The sequence below is a fragment of the Acinetobacter sp. Leaf130 genome, assembly GCF_001423205.1.
GTDB classification, from domain to species: domain Bacteria; phylum Pseudomonadota; class Gammaproteobacteria; order Pseudomonadales; family Moraxellaceae; genus Acinetobacter; species Acinetobacter calcoaceticus.
On sequence record NZ_LMOE01000005.1, the window covers coordinates 85,338 to 110,125 of the forward strand.

Consider the following 24,788-nt stretch of genomic DNA (forward strand, 5'->3'; position numbering starts at 1 on the left):
TTTTAAAAAATAAAAAGGGAGCTTAGCTCCCTTTTAAATTATTTAGTCCAACCATATTTTTTGAAAATAGTATTGCCTTGCTGAGACGATAAGAATTCTACAAAACGTTTAGCTTCAGCATCTTTTAAACTATGTTTGGTTAAGGCAACACCTGTATCGCGATAGACAACTAGTTCTTTCTCTATAGGTATAATTTGTCCAATATCAGGGTTACTGATTCCCCAAATATTAAAGACTAACCAAGCATCGTAGCTACTATTTTCTTCCCAGTTTTTCTTGGCAATACCTGTGTTGGCTGCATACATGGCAATATTTTTTCGGAAAGATTTGGTTAATTCAATATTCCCAGTTCTACCCGCAATATCCTCCCACATACCTACCTGACCTGCGCCATGCGTAACTAAAACCTTAATGTTGGATTTAGCGAGGTCTTTAAAACCTTTAATATTTTTAGGATTTCCTTTGCGTACTAAAATGGCTGCGGGGCGTAAATATAAAGGTTCCACCGAGTCTTTTATAATTTGCTCAGAAAAAGTATTTTCAAAATCAGACATCATGGCCTCTGAACCACTATATATAACATCGGCATCTAGTTTTGCTTTGTCAGACCATTGAGAAGTAGGCCCAGACGTTACATGGACAGCTATGCCCGTTTTATTGGTGAATTGTTTGGCGGCTTCTTTCATTGCTGGTGCTGGCCCACCAGGACCATACACTTGCACGTCTGCAAAGCTATGGATGGGTAGAGAACCGAGAATAAGACAAATCAGATACGGTATAAATTTATATTGTTTTGACATTTTAATCGCTATAGTAATTAAGAAAATATCAGCATATATTTTTTATTATTTAAATGGGATTAATTTTTGCAACCATATTTATAATACATTTTTTTAAAATATATTTTAATTAGATTTTAAGTGACTGTATAAATGTAAATTATTTTGAAGTAAATATAACTATAGAAGTTTTTATGGTAATTTATATTTTATAAATTGATTATTTGAATAGATATATTGTAAATAATAGAGGAGTAATCCCTTGATTAGAAAAAGTAATTCTTTTTTAAAAATTTTATTTAGCAGTGCTTGTTTGGTATCTGGTTCTGCTATAGCTGCTCCAATTGCAGATTTGAATAAGCAAATTGTGAGCGAAAAACCGGGTTCCATACTGTCTCTAGAACAGCAAGCTGTGACGGATTTATTTCCTCATGCAGATCAGCGCTTGTTGGTAAATTATCGTAGTCGAGGTATTCAGGGCGAACCTATTGTTGCGTCGGCTTTTATTTTATTACCGAAAGGCACCCCGCCAAAAAATGGCTGGCCTATACTCGCTTGGGCACATGGCACGACTGGAGTCGCCGATACTTGTGCACCTTCGGGTGATTATGAGGGTGGACCAGTTCATTCATATCAAGAAGTTGCTTCCAAAGCTTTAGATAATTGGCTTGCACGTGGCTATGCAGTTGTCGCACCTGATTATCAGGGTTTAGGTACATTAGGCGCGCATCCCTATATGAATGCAAAGAGCCAACTGCATACGGTGGTCGATGCAGTACGTGCATTACACGTGCTTAAGCCCAATAGCTTTAATAAACAGTGGTTGGTGATGGGGCATAGCCAAGGCGGGGCTGCGGCAATTGCAGTGTCTGCCTATGGTCAAAAAGATGCGCCCGAACTAGATTTAAAAGGGGCAATCGCTCTTGCTCCGGGTGGCTATCAATATGAAGGTATTGCAGAATATGTGCAGAGTCATCCAAACCCAGAACCTAGCGTAGCTGCTTTCTTCCCGATTGTGTTATTGGGTGCGCAAGCAGCAGAGCCGAGCATAGTTCCTGAGAATTTAGTCAGTCCAGAAATGAACGTGGTGCTGACTCAAGCGCGCAGCCGTTGTTTATCAGAACTTCAATCTGATTTAAAGAAATCTCCTTCTAGCATATTTCGATCTGATGCCGATTTAAAACCTCTCTTGGCTTATCTAAAACAACAGTCGATTGAAAATATGGTACCTACCGTACCATTAATGATTGTTCAGGGTTCTAAAGATCATTTAGTCGACCCGAGAGGGACATTTGCTTATTATCAGCAGCTATGTAAATTAAAAAAACCAACGGTATATCAAACGATTGATGGCGGAGATCATCGTGATGCACTACGCCAGAGCAATACTTTTGCTACTAACTTTTTAAATGTAATAGAGAAAAACCAAAGTAAAGCTTATTGCTCGACTTCTAAGTAAATTGGTTTAAATGCTAAAAAAGCCGACTTTTTATGAGCCGGCTTTTTATATTTAAAAGGAGGTGACTTTAGGTCAGGTTATACAGTCTTTCTTTAGGGAAAACTGCGGTAAAATCAGCCTTCATATTCACGTCCATTTTTGCGCCATTTTCCATCAGCACCTTTATACCAGTCTGGGGCTACAGCTGGGCCTCGTGCTCCTGAGCCTTCTCGTGACTCATCTATATAATCAATTTTATCAATGTACACGGTATCTTCTCGGCCTTCATAAACTCTGCTGCGCAACAGTATTGTGCGGTGCTTCCAATCAATACTTTTAAGTTCTCCCTGTTCACAAGTTTGATTTATTGAACCACCAAAATGTCCCCAAACCATCAAATACTTGCCCATAGGGATACGTTTTAATTGCTCATCAATAGTTTCTATATAAGGTTCTTCTTCAAGCGGTTCAAGCATCTCAATTTGATCAAAAGAGATTAACCGAGTTGATTCGTCTTCTATGGATACGTGAATGATTTTTTGAGTTTGATCAACCTGAAGAATTTCCACTTTTAATGCTTCTCCATCTTTCAAGACAAGAATAAAGAAATCACTTATTTCAGGGTTTTCCAATATTATTTCTACTGGATTAATAGTCATTTAAGCCTCGCTTAATTATTATGTTAGCTGTTCTTATGGATTAAGTTTTTTGTAGCGAGTTAATAATACTAATTTTATTTAAAAATGAAAGTGATTTTTAAAACTGTTAAATAATTAGTTTAACTGGTGTTTTTTATTTTCATCATTTTTTAAATTATCAATGACATTGGTTATATATATTGTATAAATTGAGTGGTTTTATTTTTTTAAAGTACAGTTAGTATATCTATTTCATAAATTCTAAACTATGAAATAGATATGAGAGAAAAAGAAGATTTATTAAATAACTTATATAGGCTGACTATAGATTGTATTTGATATTATCAATGACAAAAAATTAAAATCATGTCCATAATAACTTATATATACAAAATGGCTAAGTATCTTTCACTGCGTCTATTTAATATCCACCCTTTGTATGAAATGAATACTTTTTAAGCCATGTTATATAGTCTTTCTTTAGGAAAAACCACTGTAAAAGTTGAACCTTCATTTTCTTTAGACTGGACATCTAAATAAGCGCCATGTTGCATTAATACATGCTTCACAATGGCCAAACCTAAACCTGTACCGCCTGTTTGACGACTACGGTCGCTGTCAACACGATAGAAGCGTTCAGTCAGACGTGGTAAATGTTTCGGATTAATTCCAATGCCTGTGTCTTGTACACTAAAGTAGGCATGTTCACCGTCGTCATGCCAGCCAATGGTAATCGTTCCACCTTTTGGCGTGTATTTGATGGCATTGGTAATTAAGTTACTAAACGCGCTGGCGATTTCCATGTCAGAACCAATCAGGTCACAGTGACTATCAATATGTAAATTGAGTGTATGTCCATAATCGGCATTGTAGGCCTGAGCATCATCAAAGAGTTGATTCATTAAACTCGGCATTTCAATAATCTGATTTTTTGCAATTTTCTTATTATTTTCTAAATTCGATAACAGTAGTAAATCATTCACCAAAGCATTCATACGTTTGGTTTGTGACTGCATTTGATCAAACGCACGTTTCCAGCGTGGACTAATATCTTCTTGATCGGTAAATGTCTCGATATAACCACTCAGTACAGTTAATGGTGTACGAAGTTCATGAGAGATATTATCTACAAAGTCTTTACGCATTTGCTCAAGGTTGTGCATACGAGTAACGTCGTAAGCCACCAATAAACGACTTTCTCCACCAAATCGTGTGAGCTTGACCTGTACATATCGGTCATCGTCAAAACTCGACTGTAGTTTAATACCGTCGGGTGCTTGATCAATATTGTTAAAATATTCAATAAAGGTCGGCTGGCGTAAAATCGTTAATAAATTTCGACCACGGTCGAGAGGGCTGATACCCAACAAACGTTCAGCAGCAGGGTTCCACCATTCAATTTTATGTTGGTCATCAATTAAAACAACAGCTTCGGCAAGCGCCACTAAAGAAGACTGAGCGCGATCAATTAAACCGACCATTTCTGCTTGAACGATTCGTTCCTGACGCTGGGCACGGTAAACATTAAATAATAACGCTCCCCAAATCCCATTTAGGTTTGGAGGAACGTCATAAGGTTTATTTGCAATCCAGTCATTGACCAGATAAAGCGAACGCAACTGGAGTGTAAAAAATACCACAAAGGCAATAAAAATACAGCTCCAGAAATACCCAAGGCCTAAACCGACTAAACCGGCAATAATTATAAAAAATAATAAAAGCCGTAAATCTTGTTTGGCAAACGTCCATAAACTACTGTAGCGGGAAAGCTTTTGTTCACGTACCTGTTCGGGGACGGGGTAGGGTTCATACATAAATCTTGGTTAACCTGCGGCTAAATCTGCACGTGTTGAGAAGCGGTAGCCAGTTCCACGCACGGTCTGAACAAATCGGTCAACACCAAAAGGTTCTAAAACTTTACGCAAACGACGGATGTGCACATCGATAGTTCGATCTTCGATATATACATTACCGCCCCAGACCTGATCGAGCAACTGGGCACGTGTATATGCACGCTCTGGATGGGTCATAAAAAACGCAAGTAAGCGATATTCAGTTGGGCCCATATCTAAAATGCTGTCACCAAAGCTGACACGTTGGCTAACAGGATCAAGAATCAAGCCATTGGCGTCAATCATTTTTTCGCCACTTAATGCATTTGCACGACGCAGAACCGCTTTAATACGTGAAACCAGTTCACGTGTTGAGAAAGGCTTCGTCATGTAATCATCTGCGCCAGCATCCAGACCTTGTACTTTGTGGTCTTCTTCTCCGCGAGCGGTAAGCATAATTACTGGAATTTCTGCTAAGTTCTCATCACGTTTTAAGCGGCGACATAAATCGACACCACTTACGCCTCCAGGTAACATCCAATCGAGCAAGATAAGCGCCGGACGTTGGTCGACGATAATTTGATGAGCTTGTTTGGCATCTTCTGCCTGCAAACATTGAAAGCCTGCCATGTCCAAAGAAGTATGGATCATTTCACGAATAGGAAGCTCATCATCGACAATTAAAATATAGTCATCTTTCACAGCGCAATATCCTATAGATTTAACGGTGAACCGTTTTGTAGTTATGACAGGCTTATTACAAAGATTAATTATGACAATTTCATTGCAGAAAAGTCTATAAAATTGAATTTAGCAATAATTTGTGACAAAAGTAAGGCAAAGGTGTGACCGAATGATGACATGAAAGCTTAAATATTCTTAAAATCATTCAATAAGTTATCACCTTCAAAGCTGAACTGGTTTTGCACATTTTAGAGTGTCAAAAAACTTTAATATTATTTTGAAACCTTAGCCAATAAAGATAAGAAAACAATGCGGCATGCGGTTAAAACCTGTTCAAGAGACTGCTCAAAGCCTCCCATGACCCATCGAATTGCAATTTGAGTGACATATCCATTTAATCCAGTTGCGATTAAAGAGAGCTCATTTTCGTTGTGTTGGATTTGCGGCATGGTCAACATAACAAAGGCCTGAATCATTCGATCAAACTGTGCAAGAGTTTCTTGAATGGTGGCCTGATTATGTAATTCTTGTACCAAAACTGCGTCAACATAGACAATGCGAGCTAATCTCGGGTCGTCTTTTAATGTCGTCAGCAGTGCCCTTAAACCAGCATCGACCATTTTTTCTGGATCTGGTGTCGCTTTAATCACGGCTTGCATCAGGTTTTGCTGCAATTCTTCAATCATTTTTAAAAAGATGGTTTGAAATAAATCTTCACTCTTCTTAAATGATTCATAAAAATAACGTTCTGTGAGTTTTGCCTCTTGGCAGACATCCTTAACCGTCACGGAAAAAAAGCCGAGTGTTCCATAAGTCGCAATGCCAGCTTCAATCAGTTTTTCTCGGCGTGCCTCTTTACGTTCAGATAGAGATAACCCTTTGAACTGACGTTCTTTACTCACAGTTTTTGTTTTCTTTTTACTGGTTGAGTCGTTTGTCGCCATAAATAAGTCGTTTCCTAAAGAATGGTTTCCTAATTTATAGGTTTTAGCCAAATATGCTCACTATGATAAAGCTCTCAGCAGAATTGTGCCATTCTATCTGAAATTACAGTGTACTATATTGACAATGGATATTGTCAAAATTATATTAAAGATGTCTAAGCTGCACATGCAATGAACCGATTGTGCAAATATCGAAAAACAAAGGATGGACAATGAAAAATTTTAAAAACAAAGTCGCTGCAATTACGGGCGCAGGTTCTGGCATTGGGCAACAACTCGCAATTCTTTTGGCAAAACAAGGCTGCCATCTTTCGTTGAGTGATATTAATGAAAAAGGATTACAGCAAACCGTTGAGCTTTTAAAACCGTATAGCACGATTACTGTGACGACCAAAAAGCTTGATGTTTCTGACCGTGAAGCGGTAAAGCAGTGGGCCCAAGAAACTGTTCAAGATCACGGGTCAGTTAACCTGATTTTCAACAACGCTGGCGTCGCTCTAGGTTCAACTGTTGAAGGTGCGACCTACGAAGATTTAGAGTGGATTGTTGGGATTAACTTCTGGGGTGTAGTGTACGGAACGAAAGAGTTCTTACCGTTCATTAAGCAAACGCAAGATGGCCATATTATTAATATTTCAAGCCTATTTGGTTTAACCGCTCAACCGACCCAATCTGCTTATAACGCGACTAAATTTGCTGTTCGTGGTTTTACCGAGTCATTGCGTCAAGAGTTAGATATTGAAAAAAGTGGCGTAAGCTCTTTGTGTGTACATCCGGGTGGAATCCGCACCAATATTGCTAAATCTGCAAAAATGAGTGATAGCTTGAATAGTTTGGGTATGGATCCGACTAAATCGATTCAAAATTTTGACAAGTTATTACGTACTCCACCTGAAGAGGCGGCTCGTCAAATTTTACAAGCAGTATTAAAAAATAAACGTCGTTTATTGATTGGTAGTGATGCAAAAATTCTTGATGCATTCCAGCGTGTATTCCCAACTGGATATCAACGTGCTTCTACCATTGTGACCAAGTTAATGAAATAATTTTAAAGTTAAAAAAAGCCATCAAATGATGGCTTTTTTTATAAGAATTGATTGGTTCTAAATAAGAACTTTGATCTTCTTTTTCTTCCAGATAAATTGGTAATAGAGCCCTTGAATAATACATAAACTCACAAATGCCAAGGCATAGGCAACCCAGATTCCTTTAAGTCCCCACATTGAGCTAAACCAGTAAGCACATGGAATTTCAATAAACAAAATAGCGGAAATATTAAGTAGCATCGGGACGGTCACAGTTCCACTGGCACGCATGATCGATGCAAAAATGGCACCCGCACCAAAGAATAAAATTGCCCAAAGCACAATAAATAAAAGTTGTTGGCCCAGTACCACCACGGTTGGGTCGGTAATGAATAAAGCCATTAAATATTTTGAAAATAGATAGCCAAGTGCAATTAAGGTACCCGTAAATAAAAAGTTCATTCCCAAAGCTGTGCGGGTTACTCGTGCTAACAGATCTGATTTGCCAGCACCAATCGCTTGTGCTGCAAAAATTGAAGCTGCAATTGAGATTGATAAGGCAGGGAACTGGATGTAATTGAGCACCTGATTTACCGCACCATACGCTGCTGTTGCATGCGATCCGTAATGGTTAACCAACCCAACAATAACCAAGCCAGCCATTGAGGTGGTAATCATTTGAATACCAGTTGGGACACCTAAGCGTAAAATGATTTTGCTTAGTTCTGGATTGTGACGGATATGTTGCAGAAGCTGACGATTCGGTCTAAGCGGATGCTTTTTCTTGTTCAGATAAATCGCAAGAAAAATTAAGATAGCTACATATCCTGTTATGGTGGCAATTGCCGGAGCAATAATCCCTAGAGCGGGTAAGCCAAAATAACCTTTAAGCAATATCGGGGTAATTACCAAACCAATGACGCTAGTTAAAGCAAGGGCAAGTAAAGGCGTGGTACTGTCGCCTACACCACGTAAAATTGAAGTATAGATAATATAAACAAACAGAAGCGGGCTGCCTGCCAGCATCCATTGCACATAAGGCAAAGCAAGGTGCATCACCTTGGGGTCAGTCCCCAATAACTCTAAAATATCATGGGCAAAAAACACACCAATAATCGCGGTAATTACTCCACCAATCAGTGTCATAAAGAGGGTAGAACCCACCACACTTTGGACTTTTTCAATATTTTGCGCACCCCATGCTTGCCCTACTAAAACAGTCGTACCCGTTGAAATCCCGATAATAAAAGCGAGTAGCAAAAATAAAATAGGGAAAAAAACAGAGACGGCAGCAATTGCATCAACTCCCATCATTTGACCAACAAAGATGGTGTTAATAGTTCCGGACAAGTTCTGCAAAATATTGGTTGCAATTAAGGGCAGCAAGAAAACAAAAAATGTTTTCCATAGATTTTGCTGATGAATTAAAGACTGTCTTGGTGGCATGCATTCTCCATCGCCCATCTCTTTGATGAGCGGGGCAGATATCCAACTTAGCATAGTTAGAGCAAATGGCTTGTAGTGTTTTTACTATGCTAAGTGGCTAAATTTATTAACATTGATTCAGAATTTCTCCTGCTTTTTGCAATGTCTCATCATTTTTAGCAAAGCAGAAACGAATCAAACGCAAAGACTCCGGCGCTTGCTTGTAGAAAACCGAAACCGGAATAGCCACAATCTTATGTTGTTCTGCTAGAAACTGGCACATTTCAACATCGTTTAAGTCGGGTCTAATTTGACTGTAATCGAGATTTTGGAAATAAGTACCTTGAGACGGTTTTAGCAAGAAACGGCTATTATGGATCGCCTGATTAAAACGATCTCGCTTAGTTTGGTAGAACTGTGGCAGCTCTTGAATATGTTCTGGATGTTGCTCCATATAGTGCGCTAGGGCAATCTGACAAGGTGTCGTGCCACAGAAATTCGCATATTGGTAAATTTGGCGGAATAAACGCATTAACTCAGCTGAAGCGACGCAATAACCTGTTTTCCAGCCTGTTACATGAAAGGTTTTTCCAAAAGAACCGATCACAAAACTACGCTCTCTGAGCTCTGGAAAATGCAATGCACTAAAGTGTTGTTGACCGTCAAAGACCAGATGTTCATAGACTTCATCGGATAAAATCACAATGTTTTTATCTTGAATCAATTCAATGAGTTCTAACCAATCCTGTTTATCCCAGATTGTACCTGTTGGATTATGGGGAGTATTCACCACAATCATACGGGTTTTGTCGTTAATCAGATCTTTAACCTGTTGCCAGTTCACCTTAAAATCGGGTGCTTCAAGAGCGATGTGAATGGCTTTACCACCTGCTAACTGCACGGAAGGACCATAACTGTCGTAACTTGGGTCAAAAATAATGACTTCATCGCCCGCATTAATGCATGCCTGTATGGCACAAAAAATTGCAATGGTTGCGCCGGGCGTAATGGTAATTTGCGTTACAGGATCTAGTTGAAGTTGGTCACGTTGCTTAAATTGTAAAGCAAGCTGTTCACGTAAACCGAGAATACCATCGCCAGGTGGGTATTGATTATGCCCAGCCAAAGTCGCCTGAGATAAGGCTTCCAGTAAGGCTGGTGGGGCCGGAAAATCTGGAAAACCTTGTGACAGGTTAAGTGCACCTAGTCGATGTGCCATTGCCGTCATCGTACTGAAAATCGTCACGCCTTGAGTGGCCAATTTTGACTGAAGCTGTAGCATATTGTTCTCTTATAAAAATATTTAAAGTTATAAAATTGATTCAATCACTGCCCGAATTACACCGAGTGTTAAACCAATAAATGCCCCGACTACAACGCCGTTCACACGGATCATATGTAAGTCGCCACCGACTTCGTTTTCAATTTTTCCAATCATTTCGCGCGAATCCCATTCATGAATGCGTTCGCTGACATAGCGGATGATTTTATGGCTATATTGATCTGTAAAAGTCAGCGCAAGGCCTGTCATTTCTTTGTTCAACACTTCACGTACTTTGGCATTTTGAACAAGATTTTCACCCAGTTGCTGAATAGCAGCCCGAAGGTTCATTGCAATACCTGAGTCTTTTTTCATTAAATCTTCTTTAATGGCATCACATAAAATGGTCACGGCACCACTGATGAAATTTAGGACTTGAGGGCTGTCTAAAAGGGCATCTTTACCGCTGTTTAGGCGTTGGCTGGCAGCACTGTCTGGTTTTGCTAGCTCAAGCATGAGCGAATGGGCAATGGTTTCAATTTCCTGTCGCCATGGGTGTTCATGGTCTGCCAGCATCGATTCTACTTTTTCAACGAGTGAGTCGATGGTGCGTTGTTGAACATCAATACCAATCCAGCTTGCACCTTTTGCAAGTGACCATACACCCAGTGCTTTAAACATCTTTCGGGTCAATTCACGGGTTTTATCTGGGTTTTGTACCACCCACTCATGGGCGATATCGAGACCACGCTGTAAAACGTCTTGGTGGAAATCATTTTCCAATACCGCGCGGAGCATTTCACTTGCAAGTTTATTGACTTCGGTATTACGCACCCATTGCACACTATTGTTTTGCACAAAGTTGGCAATTTGATCTTGGCTAACAAACTCAAAAATTTTCGGAACAGTTTGCTGAATAAGCTGTACCACTTGTGTATTGTTTTGTGGACTTGCTAGCCATTGACCAATTGCGAGGCTTAAGTCAGTTTTTTCTAAGCTACGTTCGACCACTTGAGGCGAAAGAAAATTTTCCTGTACAAAACGGCCCATTGACTCTGCAATGCGTGCTTTGTTGCGTGGAATAATCTCGGTATGGTCGCGTAAAAACTTCGGAATTGGTAACTTACCAAATGGGTTCCGAAACAGAACTGTAATCGCGTACCAGTCGGCTAAACCACCGACTACACCGGCTTCTGCCCCTAACATCAAAATATGAATAAAACCTGTGTACTCTGGCAGAAAACGGTCGGCTACCATCAATGCAACCCACAGCACAACGACAATAATAAGCGCTAGAGTGGCAAAATATTTGCTACGTTTAAGACTGGGCACGTGGTGGACTTCTTCTGCCATGTTCATAAATTTATCCTATTCATTTTTGTTTTACTGGAGGCTCAGGCGGTGGCAACAGCTCTCCTGTCGGACTCAATCCATATTTTTGTCCGATTGATTTCAAGATCAAGGTTGCATCAAAAGCATCCTGAGGAGACTGCTTCTGATCCCGATAACATTCAATAGTATACGACACTTGAACAGGATCGATATTGACCACTTGTGGGTAATCATAGAACGGATCATGCCAGAAACCAGGGTAACGACGACCGTAACCATATGGGTAAAAACTTGGAGCAGATGGGTAAACCACGGCTTGACGTGGCGGTTTATGACTTTGATTACTTGGGTCATTTTGCACTTTAAAAAAGCGGAAGCCTTTTTGTACCGTCGTTTGTGCTGATTTTACCAAAGTGATTTCTTCAGCTGCGCCATAGCTCATATTCGGGTCGGCTTGAAAACTAATCCGAAAAGTTTGGGCATTTAAAGGATATGCTGAAAACTGACCAAGCTGATCAAAGGTTCTTGGTTTACTTGGCGTCGTTGCACAAGCAGTTAAAGTTAAGGCAGTGCCTAAGGCTAAACAAAGAGAGAGATATTTCATGATGAACTCCCAGCTGAGTATTAGAAAATAGATGACTCAGCGTTAAAAATTAAGAAGTTTTAAAAACTACTGTTCGGTTCTAATAAAAATTCAGTTTCCTCTGGAGTGGAGGCACGTCCAAGAATCGCATTGCGATGAGGATAACGACCAAAGCGATCAATAATGACTTTATGCTTTTTCTCAAAGCTTAAGTTAATTTCATTGCCGAGGCGTTGAAATAGTTTTAACGCAAACTCATGGATCAATTTTGATTCACTATGCATAAACGGCATATATAAAAAAGAGCGTTGCTCTGGATTAAGCTGTGCATCTAATTGCAAGCTAATGGCTTCTTGTGCCAAAGCTAAAGCAAGGCTGTCGTAAGCAAAAGATTGTGGTTGATCACGATAAATGTTGCGAGAAAACTGGTCTAGTACAATAATCTCTGCCAGACGGCCTTCAGCCGTTTTTCGCCAAGACCAGAGTTCTGCTTGAGTTGCCTGTCGATGAACATCAGAAAAATTTTCACGAATTTTTTGGTCAAAATCATCACTTTTTGCAAACCAAAGTGAACGGTGTTCAGGTGAAAACCAGAAGTTTAAAATGTCTTGATCGTTCATGATATTGACAACTCTTTAGCAATTATTCTTCAATAAAATCACAATTCTTTCGTGTCTTAAATAACAAGATTGTGATAAAAATTGCCAAACTGGAATGATGTGATTATATAAGTAACCGTATCATCTCACGATTTTGTATATAGTGATCTTTAATAAGCGAGCAAATGCATGAGTCAACCCACTACACCATCTCAATCAGTTATTCCTGCTTGGGTGGATTCGTCGCTACTACAAGGCATGTTACGTGGAATAGAGCGTGAAAGCCTACGTATGCAAAGTAATGGGTTCTTATCGCAAGAGTTACATCCAAAAGCATTAGGTTCAGCTTTAACACATCCGCAAATTACGACTGATTATTCAGAAGCATTGATGGAGTTTATTACTTCTCCAAAGCCAACGATTGGCGAAGCTTTACATGAGCTCACCGATATTCATGCGGTTGTGCATCGTCATTTAGAAAATGGTGAAAAACTTTGGCCGCTGTCTATGCCATGTATGTTAGATGACAATGAAGAACGAATTCGTCTAGCGCAGTATGGCACTTCTAATATTGGTCGCTTTAAAACACTATACCGTCGTGGGTTAGGAATTCGTTATGGTCGTCGTATGCAGACGATTTCAGGTGTGCATTACAATTTATCTTTTCCAGATACGCTTTTTGCAGAGTTGCAGGCTCATGAAACTGATGAGCAATTAAAATCATTAAGTTTGCAGGATTATCGTAGCCATCGTTATTTTGGTCTTATTCGTAATTTTATCCGTTTAACACCATTGGTTATGTTTTTGGTCGGTGCAAGCCCAACGGTATGTCGTTGTTTCTTAACTGGACATAAACATCAGTTGTTGCCTTTAATCAAAGGTTCATACTATTTACCGTATGCTACAGCTTTACGTATGGGGCGATTGGGCTATCAAAACTCAGCCCAAAAAAGCTTAGGTATTCATTATAACAATTTGACTGGCTATTTGGATGGTTTACAAAAAGCCGTTCATTCTCCTTACCCACCATTTAGCCGTTTAGGGTTAAATGATGCCGCTGGTGAGCCGTTGCAAATTAATGATCATGTTTTGCAGATCGAGAATGAATATTACAGTCTCGTACGTCCAAAACAGGTGCCTCAAGCGGGTGAAACGCCATCTCAAGCCTTGAAAAATCGAGGAGTGGGTTATGTTGAACTACGTGCTGTTGATGTAAACCCATATTCGTCAATTGGCGTTGATGAAACGACAGCTGGCTTCCTTGAAGTGTTAGCACTTTATTGCTTGTTAAGTGATAGCCCAGAGTTGTTAGGCCCTGAGCAAGATTTGATTGAAAAGAACCAGACTGAAGTGGTGAATCGTGGCCGAGCGCCGAATGCAACCATTACAGATTTAAACGGGTCTTATCACATCGAAGATTGGGCACGTTTGTATATTGCTCAAATGCAAGGTTGTGCGCAGTTACTCGATCAGACCTATGCAACAGAGCTGTATGGTTCTGCATTAGCGATCATGCAAGCACGAATTGATGAAGTTGATGATACTTTATCTGCCCATGTCATTGACGATACGTTAAAGCATGGTGGAACTTGGAGTTTTGGTAGCCACATGGCCCAGTTACATGCTGAAAGTTATGAGGAGCATGAGCTTAGTGTGGAAACCTTGAAACATTTTGAGCAATTGGCTGCACAATCTTTACAGCAGCAAGAACAACTTGAGCAAGATACTCAGGTCAGTTTTGACCAATATCTTGAACAATATCGATAATAAAATGAGGTTTTACATGCGATTAAGTTACCGTTTGGTGAGTGGACTACTTGTTTTAGCAAGTATTGTCGGCATGTCTTTTGCGTTGTATCTGGAACATGTAAAAGGTTTGGAGCCATGTCCGCTCTGTATTTTTCAACGTGTTGGCTTAATGGCAATGGGCCTTGTGGCACTGATTGCATTTTTGCATAACCCTGTTTCCAATGCAGTTAAACGCTTTTACGCATTTTTGGCTGGCATCGCAATTTTATGGTCAGTGGGTGTAGCAGGGCGTCATGTCTGGCTACAACATTTACCACCTGATCAAGTGCCAAGCTGTGGTCCAGGTTTAAACTATTTAGTTGATGCCTTACCAATGAAAACAGTTTTGCAAGAAGTATTGTCAGGTTCAGGTGAATGTGCAGCAATTGACTGGACCTTTTTAGGCCAGTCTTTACCAGTCTGGTCATTGGTTTATTTCATTTTGCTATTACTCGTATGTTTGTGGCAATTGTTCCGTTTTTATCCAGTGTTTAAGACTGCTAAAAAAAGAATTTAAACAGATTAAAAAAAGCCCAACATGAAGTTGGGCTTTTTTTATTGTTTTAGAATTAATCAAAATATAAAAAAACGAATTGAAAAAAAGCATAATATTGTAGACAGATAGTTCTGTTTTTTATAAAGTGCAGCCGTTTATATATCCTTATGATTATAAAAAAATGCTTTTTAATATCTTTAATGTTTTGGAAAAAATAGGATTAAGCGCACAGAAACGTGCGATCCACGTGCAATTTTCTAATGAATTGCTCAATCACCAAGTTTTTTTACAACGTATAGAAGGCCAACATCAGTTAAATGGGGGAATTGAAGCTGAGTTAATTTGCCTTTCGACGAGTGCCCAAATTGCATTAAAGCAGTTTATAGGCGTTCAGGTTGCTGTTGATCAGGTTACAGATTCTGGACAATTATTTCGAACTACAGGAATTGTGACTGAAGCCAGTTATGGCCAAAGTGATGGTGCTTTAACGCTTTATAAATTGACCTTAAAAGACGCGACAAATTTATGGCACAAACGCCGTAATAGTCGTGTTTTTATGAATAAAAGTATCGTAGAAATTACCGAAGTTCTATTCAAAGAGTGGCAAGAAAAAAGTCAGCTTTTTGCGACAAGTTTAAGTCTCGATCTTAGTGGGTTAAGCCAGAGTTATGATACTCGCCCATTTATCATGCAGCATAATGAATCCGACTATGACTTTCTTACGCGTTTATGGCGAAGTGAAGGTGTTAGTTGGCTAATTGATGAATCAGAGCTTTTTGTTCCTCATTTTACTGCCCCAGTACAAGCCCAAAAGCTTAGATTAATTGATGATAATAACCAGTACCAAGCTTTAGCACGCCGTAGCATTCGCTATCATCGAAGTAGCGCGACAGAATATCAAGATAGTATTACGGGTTTTGTTGCGGTGCGGAGTCTGCAACCGACTGCTGTGCATGTGCAACGCTGGCAGCCCGATGCCTTAGCACAAGAAGAAGGCGCTGGTTCCGTCATCACGACCCATACACATTCAGATAACTTTGATTCAGCGAGTTTAAGCCTTGAGCAAGCATGGCACATGAGTCCTGCTTGGATGCAAGATTTAAAAGGTGAGGATCAGGCTACTGCTTCAACCAGTAATCAGCTAGAGAAACTTAATCAGCAATTTAATGACATGTATGCAAGTCAGGCCAAATACTTTAAGGCTTATAGCAGTGTCAGAGATAGCCAAGTCGGCTATTGGTTTAATCTCCGAGAGCATCCTGAAGTTGATCAACATGAAGGGGTTGATCAAGAGTTCCTGATTATCGCTAAAAATTTCTACAATCAAAACAATTTACCAAAAGATCTACATCAGCAAGTTAGTCAGTTACTAACCCAAAGTCGTTGGGATAAACATGGTTATGACGATATTGAGCGTCAAGGTAATGAGCTGACTTTAATTCGCCGTCAAATCAAAACGACACCTGAATATAATCCAGAACAGCATCGTCCGATTGCCTACCCACAAAGAGCGAAAGTTGTTGGGCCAGAGGGAGAAACCATTCATGTCGATGAATGGGGGCGCATCAAGGTGCGTTTTCTGTTTACCCGCAGTGATGATCATGGCCATGATGGTGGCGCAGGCAGCAATGACAATGATACAGATTCAGCTTGGGTTGATGTACTGACTCCTTGGGCGGGTGAAGGCTATGGAGCACGATTCTTACCGCGTATTGGTGAAGTAGTGGTCATTGACTTCTTTGATGGCAATATTGACCGTCCATTTGTGACTGGGCGTATTCATGAAGCGCAGCGTTCACCAACCAAGTTTGATGTGAAAGGACAGCTTCCTGATACTAAAAAACTCAGCGGTATTCGTAGTCAGGAAGTTAGTGGCAGTGGGTTTAATCAATTGCGATTTGACGATACGACAGGGCAAATCAGTACCCAACTACAAAGTAGTCATGCAGCAACACAGCTGAATTTAGGTAATTTAAGCCATCCTAAAGAACAAGCAACCAGTCAGGGTCGTGGTGAAGGCTTTGAGTTGAGAACAGACGCTTGGGGAGCTGTGCGTGCAGGTAAAGGCATGCTCATTAGTACCTATGCGCAAGAGCAGGCAATTGCAGATCATTTAGAAGCTGCACAAGCACAATCCTTACTTTCACAAGGCTATGAAAGCATGAAAATGCTCAGTGAAGTTGCAGCCAAGCAACAAACTGATGCTTTGAACGTGATTAACAGGTTACCCAAATTCATCCAGTCACTTGAGCTAAAAACCACAGGGCAGGCTTTAAATAGCACGGTAAATCTATTTAAAGAAGGGATTAATAACGATCCTATTCATGCGTTAAAAGATTGTGGTGGTTTTATTGAAGATATTGGTGCACTAGGTGGCGATGCAAAAGGAGTTGTAGATGAATTTAATACTTTCTTTAACGATGCTAAAGATTCGGTGGAAAATTTAAAAGCGTTCATCGAAAACGTTGAAGAGCATGGTGCTGACATTGTTAAAGGCAAACTCGCAAGCATTAAAGATCGAATTCATCAAAATCCATTTGAAAGTCTTAAAGAGGTCAGCAAAGTCTTAGCCAATGTCGAGACTAAAGACTTTGACCTGATGAGTGTATGCGGAACTTTTAGTAAAGGTAGCAAATTGGAAGTGACACCTTCTAAAGCATTGGGTTCTTTACAAGGCTTTATGGAGGGTTATACCCAAGGTTTAGAAAGTAGTTCAGATGCTAAGCAGCAAGAACAAGGCAAAATCTTTAGACAAGCCCTTATGTTATTAGCATCGCCAAATGGTATTGCCTTGACTACACCTGAAAATATTATCTTACAGGCCTCACAAGATATTGCTGAAAGTGCCAGTGGGTCAATTAATTTGAGTGCACAGAAAAATATTATTGGGCATGCACAAGACAAAATCAGTTTGTTTGCCGCGCAAAAGGGTTTAAGTGCGTTTGCCGCTAAAGGACCAATCAAAGTACAAGCGCAAACAGAGGGTATTGAAATGCTCTCAAGAAAAAATATTAAAATTCTCTCTGTTGAAGATAAGATTGAAATAATTGGACAGAAAGAAATTGTATTAAATGCTGGTGGTAGTCAATTAACAATTTCAGATAAAGGAGTTTTTATTAATACACCTAGATTATTTCATGCTAAAGCAGGTCAGCATAAATTTGATGCAGGTGCTATTGTAAATTATTCTTTTCCAAATTTACCAAGTATGTATTATGGTAATTTTAATGTTAAGGATAAAAATAATAATCCTATAAGCGGTCAAAAATATAAGATGACTCTACCAAGTGGAAAAGAAATTCTAGGATTTACAGATGAAAATGGTAGTACAGTTACTGGATATTCTGGCGAAGATAATCAAAAATTAAAATTAGAAATTATTGAGGATCTACATCAAGATATCTGGTATCAACCGAAATCTACATATGAATATGAAACAATTGATGATTTAGAAATACCAGTAAATTTTGATAAAGAGGTTGATGAAAATGAATAAAATATATATTAGTTTATCGATGGTTTTTATTTTTAATATAAGTGGTTGTGCTACAGTAGCTCAAAGTGCTCCTATATATGAGAAATATGAATCTCAAAATTTAAAATGTGGTGAAGCTAATATTAAAGTAATCTCTTATTGTTATGATCCTGAAAAAGGGCTTGAAGATAGAGGTAGTGGTGGTATTGTCAGAGAGTGTAAAAGTAGTGTAATTAATATAAATAATAAAAAAGAAATAAATATACCAGTAATGGCAGAAAGCCAAAAACAATTATTAAAAAAACAAGGGTATGATTTTTCAGGAAATCTTGAAGAAGGAAAATGGAGCTTGGTTAGTTTTGCATGTATTGAAAATAATCAAAGTTCTTTTCTTTTATTAAATCAAGCAACTTCTAATAATATAAATATGATGGATCATAGTAAAGGATCATTGTGGGATAACCCAGTGCTATTAGATCTTAAAGGTAATATAATTAAAAATGGAAATAAGGAAATACTAAAAAATAGTAAAAAAGGAAAAGTAATTTCAGCTAATGCAGTTTATGGGAATGAATAATGGGCGATATTTATCAATTACTAAAGCCAAAAAAGGGATATGCATATACTAAGGAGCAAATAATTGACGCCTCATTAGTAAATTTACCTATACCTACAGGGAAAAAGTTAAAAGGTAATTCTAGAATCATTGGTGATGTAGATGAGGAAACCTTCAAAGTTATCGTTGATACAATTATTTCTTTATGTTCTAGATTCAATTTAGAATACCAAGAAATAGCTTATACACTATTAATTTGTTTAGCTGAATCTGGTTTCAATCCAGATGCGGCCGCTGGAACCACAAGTGCATCGGGTCTTGCTCAATATACAAGATCAACAGCAGATGCTTTTAAATCAAGATCAAAATCAATACTAGGTTTTGAAATAGACATGAGCGGAACAAATGTCTTTGATGCAAATATAGGTTGTCATGGTGTTTTAGTCGCTTTTATATTTAATAAAAATTTGGCCCTAAAATGGGGTTTTAAACCGGATGATGATAAATATTGGCAATTGATTTATATGCTTCATCATGATGGTCCTGGTTATTATGAAGATGACCGAGGAAAAGAACGAGCATTGAGATTTAAATGGCGAAAAGATGCTGTAGATACTTATGAGCGGGTTTTTAAGAAAAATTTACTTTTATTAACGACTTTATTAAAACAAAAAGTTGAAACAAAGTTAAAACTTACTGATCATGAGGGTAAAGCAATTGAAAATAAAAATTATGTTATAGCTACAGTTAAAAGCTCTGATAGAAAAAAACCTACTCATTTGTCAATGAATAGAAATGAAAAGAAAGAGGTAAATGTAGTATTTGGAAAAACCAATTCCAATGGTGAGTCATCCCCAGTTCATTCGAGAATTGGAGATGAGATTATTACTCTTTTATTACCAGATAATTTTAAGAATTTAATTAATACAAAATCAGCTGGCAATTATGTAGTTAAAAAGGGAGATACTTTAGAAAAGATTGCAAAAAGAAATGGTACTAGTGTCGAGCAGCTTGCCAAGGATAATAATTTAAAAGATAAAAATAAAATATCTATTGGGCAACAACTTAAAGTAAACTCTGATGTAAAATATATAGTAAAGCAAGGAGATACTTTAGAAAGTATTGCAAAAAGAAATGGTACTACTGTTGAGCAGCTTGCCAAAGATAATAATTTAAAAAATATTAATAGAATAGCCATTGGACAAGAACTTAGAGTACATAAATTCCTAAGACATAAACCATCTAATAGTGCTTTAAAGGATATTTTTGGTTCTTTAGGATTAGATAATATAAATTTAGATTTAATAACATTTTCCAAAAATCATACAGCTAAGCCTAAAGGTAGTTCTAGTAATACAACTAGTAAAAGTAAATCAAATTTAATAGAGTTGAGAACACCAGTAAGTGCTGAAGCGGTAAAGCCAAAAAAACAAACTAAACCTGTTATAGAACAAAATAAAACGCAATCAAGCGGGAATAATAAGACTGTAAAAGTAGATGTAACAGATGGCATGGCTGTTATTTATACATTTCAAGATACTGAATATGGACCACATGATGCACCGAAGGTCGGTTATACAGTTTTTTATGATCACTTAGGTAATAAATTATACAGTTTTAAAACTGGTAGTAGAGTATCAAGTAAATCTAAAAAAAATGCAGATGGCCCTTTTAGTGGTTTCTATACATATATTGCTGGAGGAAAGCGAAATAGTAAGTTGGGAGCTGCCTATGGAACTACAAAAATTATGACCACAGATAGCCGTGCAAGATGGGTACATGGCGGGGGAAGCGGTTTAAGTGATCCATATGCTGAGAAACAAGGTTGGAGAGTCACTATGGGTTGCACAAGAGCACAAAATATAGATGTTGAAAATTTGGCAAAAAAAATTACAGAATTTAAAAAGCAATATCCTAAAATAAAGATCAAATATATTCGAGATAGTAAAGGAACTTATCCTAAATGAAGAAACAACTTAAGTTTATAATTTTTACTTTTCTAATGATTGGTCCTATAGTATCTTCATACGCTGACTTTGGTTTTATTCAAGATAAGGATGGGTACGTTAATGTACGAGAAAATTCAAGTTTAAATTCTAAAGTTACGTCCAAATTAAATAATAATGAAATTGTTTCTTGTGTGATGGATGAAGGGACAAATAATTTTTGTTTAGTTAATGCAAGCAATGGTGTAACTGGATTTATCTATAAAAATAGAATAAATAATTTTAGTGGTTACACTTCTATTAAGCTATCTCAATATTCTAGAGAAAAAGCTGTTTATAATGATAAAAACATAATAGTAGAAGTGTATGCAAAAAAAGCCATTTTAGATCCTAAACTTTATAAAACTTTTAAAGGTGAATATAAGTATTTTAATAATAAACAATTCTTTGGTACTGATGGTACTTTACCTAATAATGATTTTTTACAACTTGATAAAATCATAATTAAGAATAAAGATAAGAAAATAGAAATTGGTAAAAATGATATAGAGCAATACTTTTTTCCTAAAAATGGTATAGATGGTGACAAGAATGAGCTTGCTGATTTTAAAATATATTATTTAAATAATAATATTTATATTTTAAATACTTTTAATAATGGTGGTGCAGCAGCTTACAATATTGTTTTAAATATAAAAAATGGAAAAGTAATTGCCAATAAAGCTTGGAAGGTTGAAATTTAAAATATTTTCTTTCTTCTACAAAAGCTAATTAATTAAAAAAGCCCAACAAAAGTTGGGCTTTTTTACGCCTCTAGAATCCCTTCCAAATCTTTGAGTGTATAGTTCCATTCATTAATTATGAGTTTGAATACGTTCTTGCACATAATCATGTACATGGGGAAACAACTAACAAGTATTTTTTTAGAAAAATTGAATGGTGCTGAATTTAAGAATACTTTAAACTAAAAAACATTGCTTTATATGAGTTCGTAACTATAAGCATAAATAAATAATTGTTTTAAATTCAATAATGTTGTGTTAATAAATTGAGTGTATTAGATGTATAGAATTAAATTGTTTTTGATATTAGCTTTATTAATACCAAACCTTTCGCAGGCAAAAAATATTATTTTATATGATGATTCAAATAGTTTTATTTCTCAAGGGTATAAAAGTATTAATAAACTTGGCCAATCTGTAAGAATAGATAAAGATTACGAAATTCTAACTAAAGAAAACTATTTGAATTCTAGTGATAAAGATACTCATTCTTATAGTATTCTTCTGAAGGAAGGAAATAGTTTATATACTTTGGATAATAATAAAATATATAGTTTGAATAAATATATTATTTCACCATATTTTTCAGATAATAATTTTATTGGTTTTGTGGAATATACGGAAAATGTATTAAGAGGTGATTTTTATATCATAAAGAAATTTTATATTTTTAATAAAAAAGCAAAAGAAATTGCTGTTGTTAAACTAATCAATACAAGTGTTTTACCAAATAAAAAAGGTCAATATAATTATAATTTTCTTGATCAAAACTATATAAAGAAAATTACTGTGGATGATTCTTTAAATATTTATGCTATAAATTCTATATATGTTCAAAACAATCCTGCTGTCTGGGTGGTGATGTCAAAAGAATTTAAATTAGGCTATAAAGTTAATGATGGTTTTAAATTTAGATTAACAAAAGATAATAAAATTAAATGTGAGAATTTAAAAGGTTCAACTTTAGAATGCAATGAAGGTTTTATGCAAATTCATCAAATAAAATAGAGCTTTAGTTTTTTGTTTAATTTTTAAACGTGTAATTATATTTAATTAAGAGTCAAATTAACCGGTAAAGATCACTTTTATAGGCACTTTTATTACTGAAAGTGCCTGTATAAGCTAATTTAATTGATCCTATAGCCTCTTTGGTTAATTAGTTGTTAGGTGGCTTCTAAAAATAATATTAATGTTCTAACTTTAAAACCCAATTTAATAATTTTAAATTGTTGATTTTAATATTTTTAATTTTGTTGTTGTCACCATTAATTAAATAGGGGAGTTTTGCGCCCATCAAAATAGGAAAGTCATCTTCAATATCATCACTGTATGTCGCGAACCAAGGTTGATTGACATTAAGTTTATTCAATCTTCTTACTTTTTCTTCAGATCTACAATGTATTCCACCTACCCATCCACCTAGCCTCTTTTGCAAAGGAGTACCAATAATTTGTACATCTAGATTGATAGACCCGAGTAAAATATTTGCTAACTTTTCTGGTGCAGCTGTGGCAATAAACACAATTCTTCCACTTGCTAAATGATCTTTAACTTCTGTTATACCTTGCTCAAACCAATATAATGAATCAGAAGTAGTATCTTTTATATTATTGGAAAAAATTTTAAAGCTGTATTCTAATTCTTCTTCATTCAGACCGCAGGTTGCAATCCACAAATACAATGAAGCACCTCTAGATTTATATTTCTTGAATTTCATAAGAGGTAAAGCAATGGGAGTAACAATAAGTGCACCGATGAATCTAAGAAGATTAGATTTCAATTTATCCGTTAACCATGCCTTTGTAGAGTCACCCGAAAGTAATGTCCCGTCCAAGTCAAAAACAACGATTTCCTTCATATATTTCTCTAAATTTGGTAATAGTGATAAGAATTAATTTTCAAAAAGAATATTTTTAATAGTTATTTTATAAATTAATAAAATATTTTATTGTATTGTAATTTGGTTATAATACCTTGATCTGATTATTTATAAATTAATTAAATGAAATTTTTATTATTATTGCTGGCTCTTTCTGCTACCACACTTGCAAATGCTGATAAGTGGAATGGTACTTATCATTATTATAGTTCAGAAGAACTACCAGATGGAAATGTTGCGACGATAGAATCAGTTTTAACATTAACACCAAAAAAGTGTGTGTACTCTATTGCTGGCTTTCAGGTTGATAAATCTTATATATGCAAAGTGACAGAGAAAAATAACGAACTATATTTCTTTAAAGTTCAAAGTGGTGAAAAGTTAGGAAAAGTAGTCTTTAAGAAAGGAAAATATTATCTTTATTCCGATGAAGTTTTAGATATCAAAGATAATCTATTTTATAAAGATTAATAATTGATATAGGCTTTTTATAACCTTTTCTATTTCTAATATTTGAAATAGAAAAGATTTAAAATTTTATAAAGAAGCTCAACATAAGTTCTCTTTTTCTATCTCTTTACAGCTCATTCTTAACATTCTAGCACATGGTTCGATATATCTAAGATGAAGATTTTAATCCCTAAGTGATGAAGATATTGATGGAAGCAGTTGTATGATAGAAAATGAACATGATTGAAATATTTAAACGGAAGATAACGGAAGTTACAGGATTTAATATGAAAAAGACTTTTATATCAATTTTATTATTAAGCGGAATTATTTTTAGTTTTAATATATATGCAAATGACGATAATTTTGTGGTTTCTGCAAAATGTAAGGATGAATATAGTTCTAATTGTGACATTGTGAGAACTATAAATAATAAGAATGAAATAGTTATAAAAGATGTCAAACTTTTAAATATTTCAAAAATAAATAAAAACTTATATAAAGTAAAAACATCTTGTGGGTCTCCATGTTTAGTTACGCTTTTCTATAGTCAAAATAAAGAGGATTCCACAGACGAATTTATTGCTATTGATAATAAAAATAATTGTTTAATTGAAAGTGATAGTCAGAAAAAAGTCATTTATGCAAGAAAATTATTTACAAATAACCCTAGAAAAATTGTCGATTTAAAAACTAAAGAGTTTAATGGTTTGTTACAAAGATTTGATTATTATAGTTATTTTAAGGAGAAAAGTTTTTTTTCACCTGATGGTAGTTTAAATTTAATTGCAAATGATTATGGCGAAATATTGGTTAAAAAGAAAATAAAAAATCCTTGTAGTGGTGATGGAAAATAATTTATTTAGTGCCTTTAAT

General features: G+C 36.4%; 21 protein-coding genes and 1 pseudogene. 11 read left to right on the forward strand and 11 right to left on the reverse strand.

All coding sequences use genetic code 11. The features are described from left to right. Positions 1–38: 38 nt before the first annotated feature. Positions 39–800 carry an AcfC family putative adhesin gene (locus tag ASF86_RS10965; protein ID WP_056482040.1) on the reverse strand — a complete coding sequence of 254 codons (762 nt, stop codon included), beginning with the start codon at positions 798–800 and terminating at the stop codon, positions 39–41. 241 nt (positions 801–1,041) lie between these two features. On the opposite strand from ASF86_RS10965, the gene ASF86_RS10970 reads away from it, so the two are divergent. Further along, the gene (locus ASF86_RS10970) at positions 1,042–2,238 is read left to right on the forward strand and encodes an alpha/beta fold hydrolase (RefSeq protein ID WP_056482043.1); all 1,197 of its coding nucleotides are present in this window, start codon (positions 1,042–1,044) and stop codon (positions 2,236–2,238) included. 67 nt (positions 2,239–2,305) lie between these two features. Here the strand turns inward: ASF86_RS10970 and ASF86_RS20265 are convergent. From ASF86_RS20265 to ASF86_RS10990, 4 genes and pseudogenes are all read right to left on the reverse strand, one after another. Then, positions 2,306–2,398, reverse strand: a pseudogene (locus tag ASF86_RS20265) (hypothetical protein); the annotation flags it as partial. Positions 2,399–3,310: 912 nt separating this feature from the next. Next, positions 3,311–4,669 (reverse strand): phosphate regulon sensor histidine kinase PhoR, encoded by a 1,359-nt coding sequence (gene phoR, locus ASF86_RS10980; RefSeq protein ID WP_003654168.1) that lies wholly within the window; start codon positions 4,667–4,669, stop codon positions 3,311–3,313. Positions 4,670–4,678: 9 nt separating this feature from the next. Then, positions 4,679–5,389, reverse strand: coding sequence for a phosphate regulon transcriptional regulator PhoB (phoB, locus tag ASF86_RS10985; RefSeq protein ID WP_003654166.1), 711 nt, complete (start codon positions 5,387–5,389; stop codon positions 4,679–4,681). A 254-nt stretch (positions 5,390–5,643) separates the two neighbouring features. Then, positions 5,644–6,315, reverse strand: coding sequence for a TetR/AcrR family transcriptional regulator (locus ASF86_RS10990; protein WP_003654165.1), 672 nt, complete (start codon positions 6,313–6,315; stop codon positions 5,644–5,646). Positions 6,316–6,527: 212 nt separating this feature from the next. Between ASF86_RS10990 and ASF86_RS10995 the strand changes: the two genes are divergently transcribed. Beyond that, complete coding sequence (locus tag ASF86_RS10995) at positions 6,528–7,361, forward strand: SDR family NAD(P)-dependent oxidoreductase (RefSeq protein WP_005044336.1); 834 nt, start codon at positions 6,528–6,530, stop codon at positions 7,359–7,361. Between the two features lie 57 nt (positions 7,362–7,418). On the opposite strand, the gene ASF86_RS11000 is transcribed toward ASF86_RS10995, so the two are convergent. From ASF86_RS11000 to ASF86_RS11020, 5 genes are all read right to left on the reverse strand, one after another. Then, positions 7,419–8,786 (reverse strand): MATE family efflux transporter, encoded by a 1,368-nt coding sequence (locus ASF86_RS11000; RefSeq protein WP_056482049.1) that lies wholly within the window; start codon positions 8,784–8,786, stop codon positions 7,419–7,421. Between the two features lie 106 nt (positions 8,787–8,892). Continuing rightward, entirely contained in the window at positions 8,893–10,047 is a 1,155-nt protein-coding gene (locus ASF86_RS11005) for a pyridoxal phosphate-dependent aminotransferase (protein WP_005037943.1), read from the reverse strand. Positions 10,048–10,074: 27 nt separating this feature from the next. Then, on the reverse strand, positions 10,075–11,385 hold the full coding sequence (locus tag ASF86_RS11010) for a DUF445 domain-containing protein (RefSeq protein WP_003654158.1): 1,311 nt from the start codon (positions 11,383–11,385) through the stop codon (positions 10,075–10,077). A 13-nt stretch (positions 11,386–11,398) separates the two neighbouring features. Continuing rightward, positions 11,399–11,962 (reverse strand): CC0125/CC1285 family lipoprotein, encoded by a 564-nt coding sequence (locus ASF86_RS11015; protein WP_056482051.1) that lies wholly within the window; start codon positions 11,960–11,962, stop codon positions 11,399–11,401. Between the two features lie 59 nt (positions 11,963–12,021). Further along, positions 12,022–12,561: a DUF924 family protein gene (locus ASF86_RS11020; RefSeq protein WP_056482054.1), complete on the reverse strand. Its 540-nt coding sequence runs from the start codon at positions 12,559–12,561 to the stop codon at positions 12,022–12,024. Positions 12,562–12,729: 168 nt separating this feature from the next. Between ASF86_RS11020 and gshA the strand changes: the two genes are divergently transcribed. From gshA to ASF86_RS11055, 7 genes are all read left to right on the forward strand, one after another. Continuing rightward, positions 12,730–14,307: a glutamate--cysteine ligase gene (gene gshA / locus ASF86_RS11025; protein WP_056482059.1), complete on the forward strand. Its 1,578-nt coding sequence runs from the start codon at positions 12,730–12,732 to the stop codon at positions 14,305–14,307. Between the two features lie 16 nt (positions 14,308–14,323). After that, positions 14,324–14,845 (forward strand): disulfide bond formation protein B, encoded by a 522-nt coding sequence (locus ASF86_RS11030; RefSeq protein ID WP_056482062.1) that lies wholly within the window; start codon positions 14,324–14,326, stop codon positions 14,843–14,845. 160 nt (positions 14,846–15,005) lie between these two features. Beyond that, positions 15,006–18,320, forward strand: a complete 3,315-nt coding sequence (locus ASF86_RS11035; protein ID WP_056482065.1) for a type VI secretion system Vgr family protein — start codon at positions 15,006–15,008, stop codon at positions 18,318–18,320. Further along, positions 18,313–18,876 carry a hypothetical protein gene (locus ASF86_RS11040; RefSeq protein ID WP_056482686.1) on the forward strand — a complete coding sequence of 188 codons (564 nt, stop codon included), beginning with the start codon at positions 18,313–18,315 and terminating at the stop codon, positions 18,874–18,876. The genes ASF86_RS11035 and ASF86_RS11040 overlap by 8 nt, the downstream gene beginning before the upstream one ends. Continuing rightward, a complete protein-coding gene (locus tag ASF86_RS11045; protein WP_056482068.1) occupies positions 18,876–20,822 on the forward strand; it encodes a LysM peptidoglycan-binding domain-containing protein in 1,947 nt (648 codons plus the stop codon). Before ASF86_RS11040 ends, ASF86_RS11045 begins: the two co-directional genes overlap by 1 nt. Then, the gene (locus tag ASF86_RS11050; protein WP_056482072.1) at positions 20,819–21,544 is read left to right on the forward strand and encodes an SH3 domain-containing protein; all 726 of its coding nucleotides are present in this window, start codon (positions 20,819–20,821) and stop codon (positions 21,542–21,544) included. The genes ASF86_RS11045 and ASF86_RS11050 overlap by 4 nt, the downstream gene beginning before the upstream one ends. Before the next feature lie 318 nt (positions 21,545–21,862). Continuing rightward, positions 21,863–22,591, forward strand: coding sequence for a hypothetical protein (locus ASF86_RS11055; protein WP_056482075.1), 729 nt, complete (start codon positions 21,863–21,865; stop codon positions 22,589–22,591). A gap of 178 nt (positions 22,592–22,769) precedes the next feature. Here ASF86_RS11055 and ASF86_RS11060 read toward each other — a convergent pair whose 3' ends face one another. Next, complete coding sequence (locus ASF86_RS11060; protein WP_056482078.1) at positions 22,770–23,441, reverse strand: haloacid dehalogenase-like hydrolase; 672 nt, start codon at positions 23,439–23,441, stop codon at positions 22,770–22,772. Positions 23,442–23,585: 144 nt separating this feature from the next. On the opposite strand from ASF86_RS11060, the gene ASF86_RS11065 reads away from it, so the two are divergent. Continuing rightward, complete coding sequence (locus tag ASF86_RS11065) at positions 23,586–23,933, forward strand: DUF5991 domain-containing protein (RefSeq protein ID WP_056482081.1); 348 nt, start codon at positions 23,586–23,588, stop codon at positions 23,931–23,933. Between the two features lie 266 nt (positions 23,934–24,199). Next, entirely contained in the window at positions 24,200–24,769 is a 570-nt protein-coding gene (locus ASF86_RS11070) for a hypothetical protein (protein WP_227508794.1), read from the forward strand. Positions 24,770–24,788 lie beyond the last annotated feature (19 nt).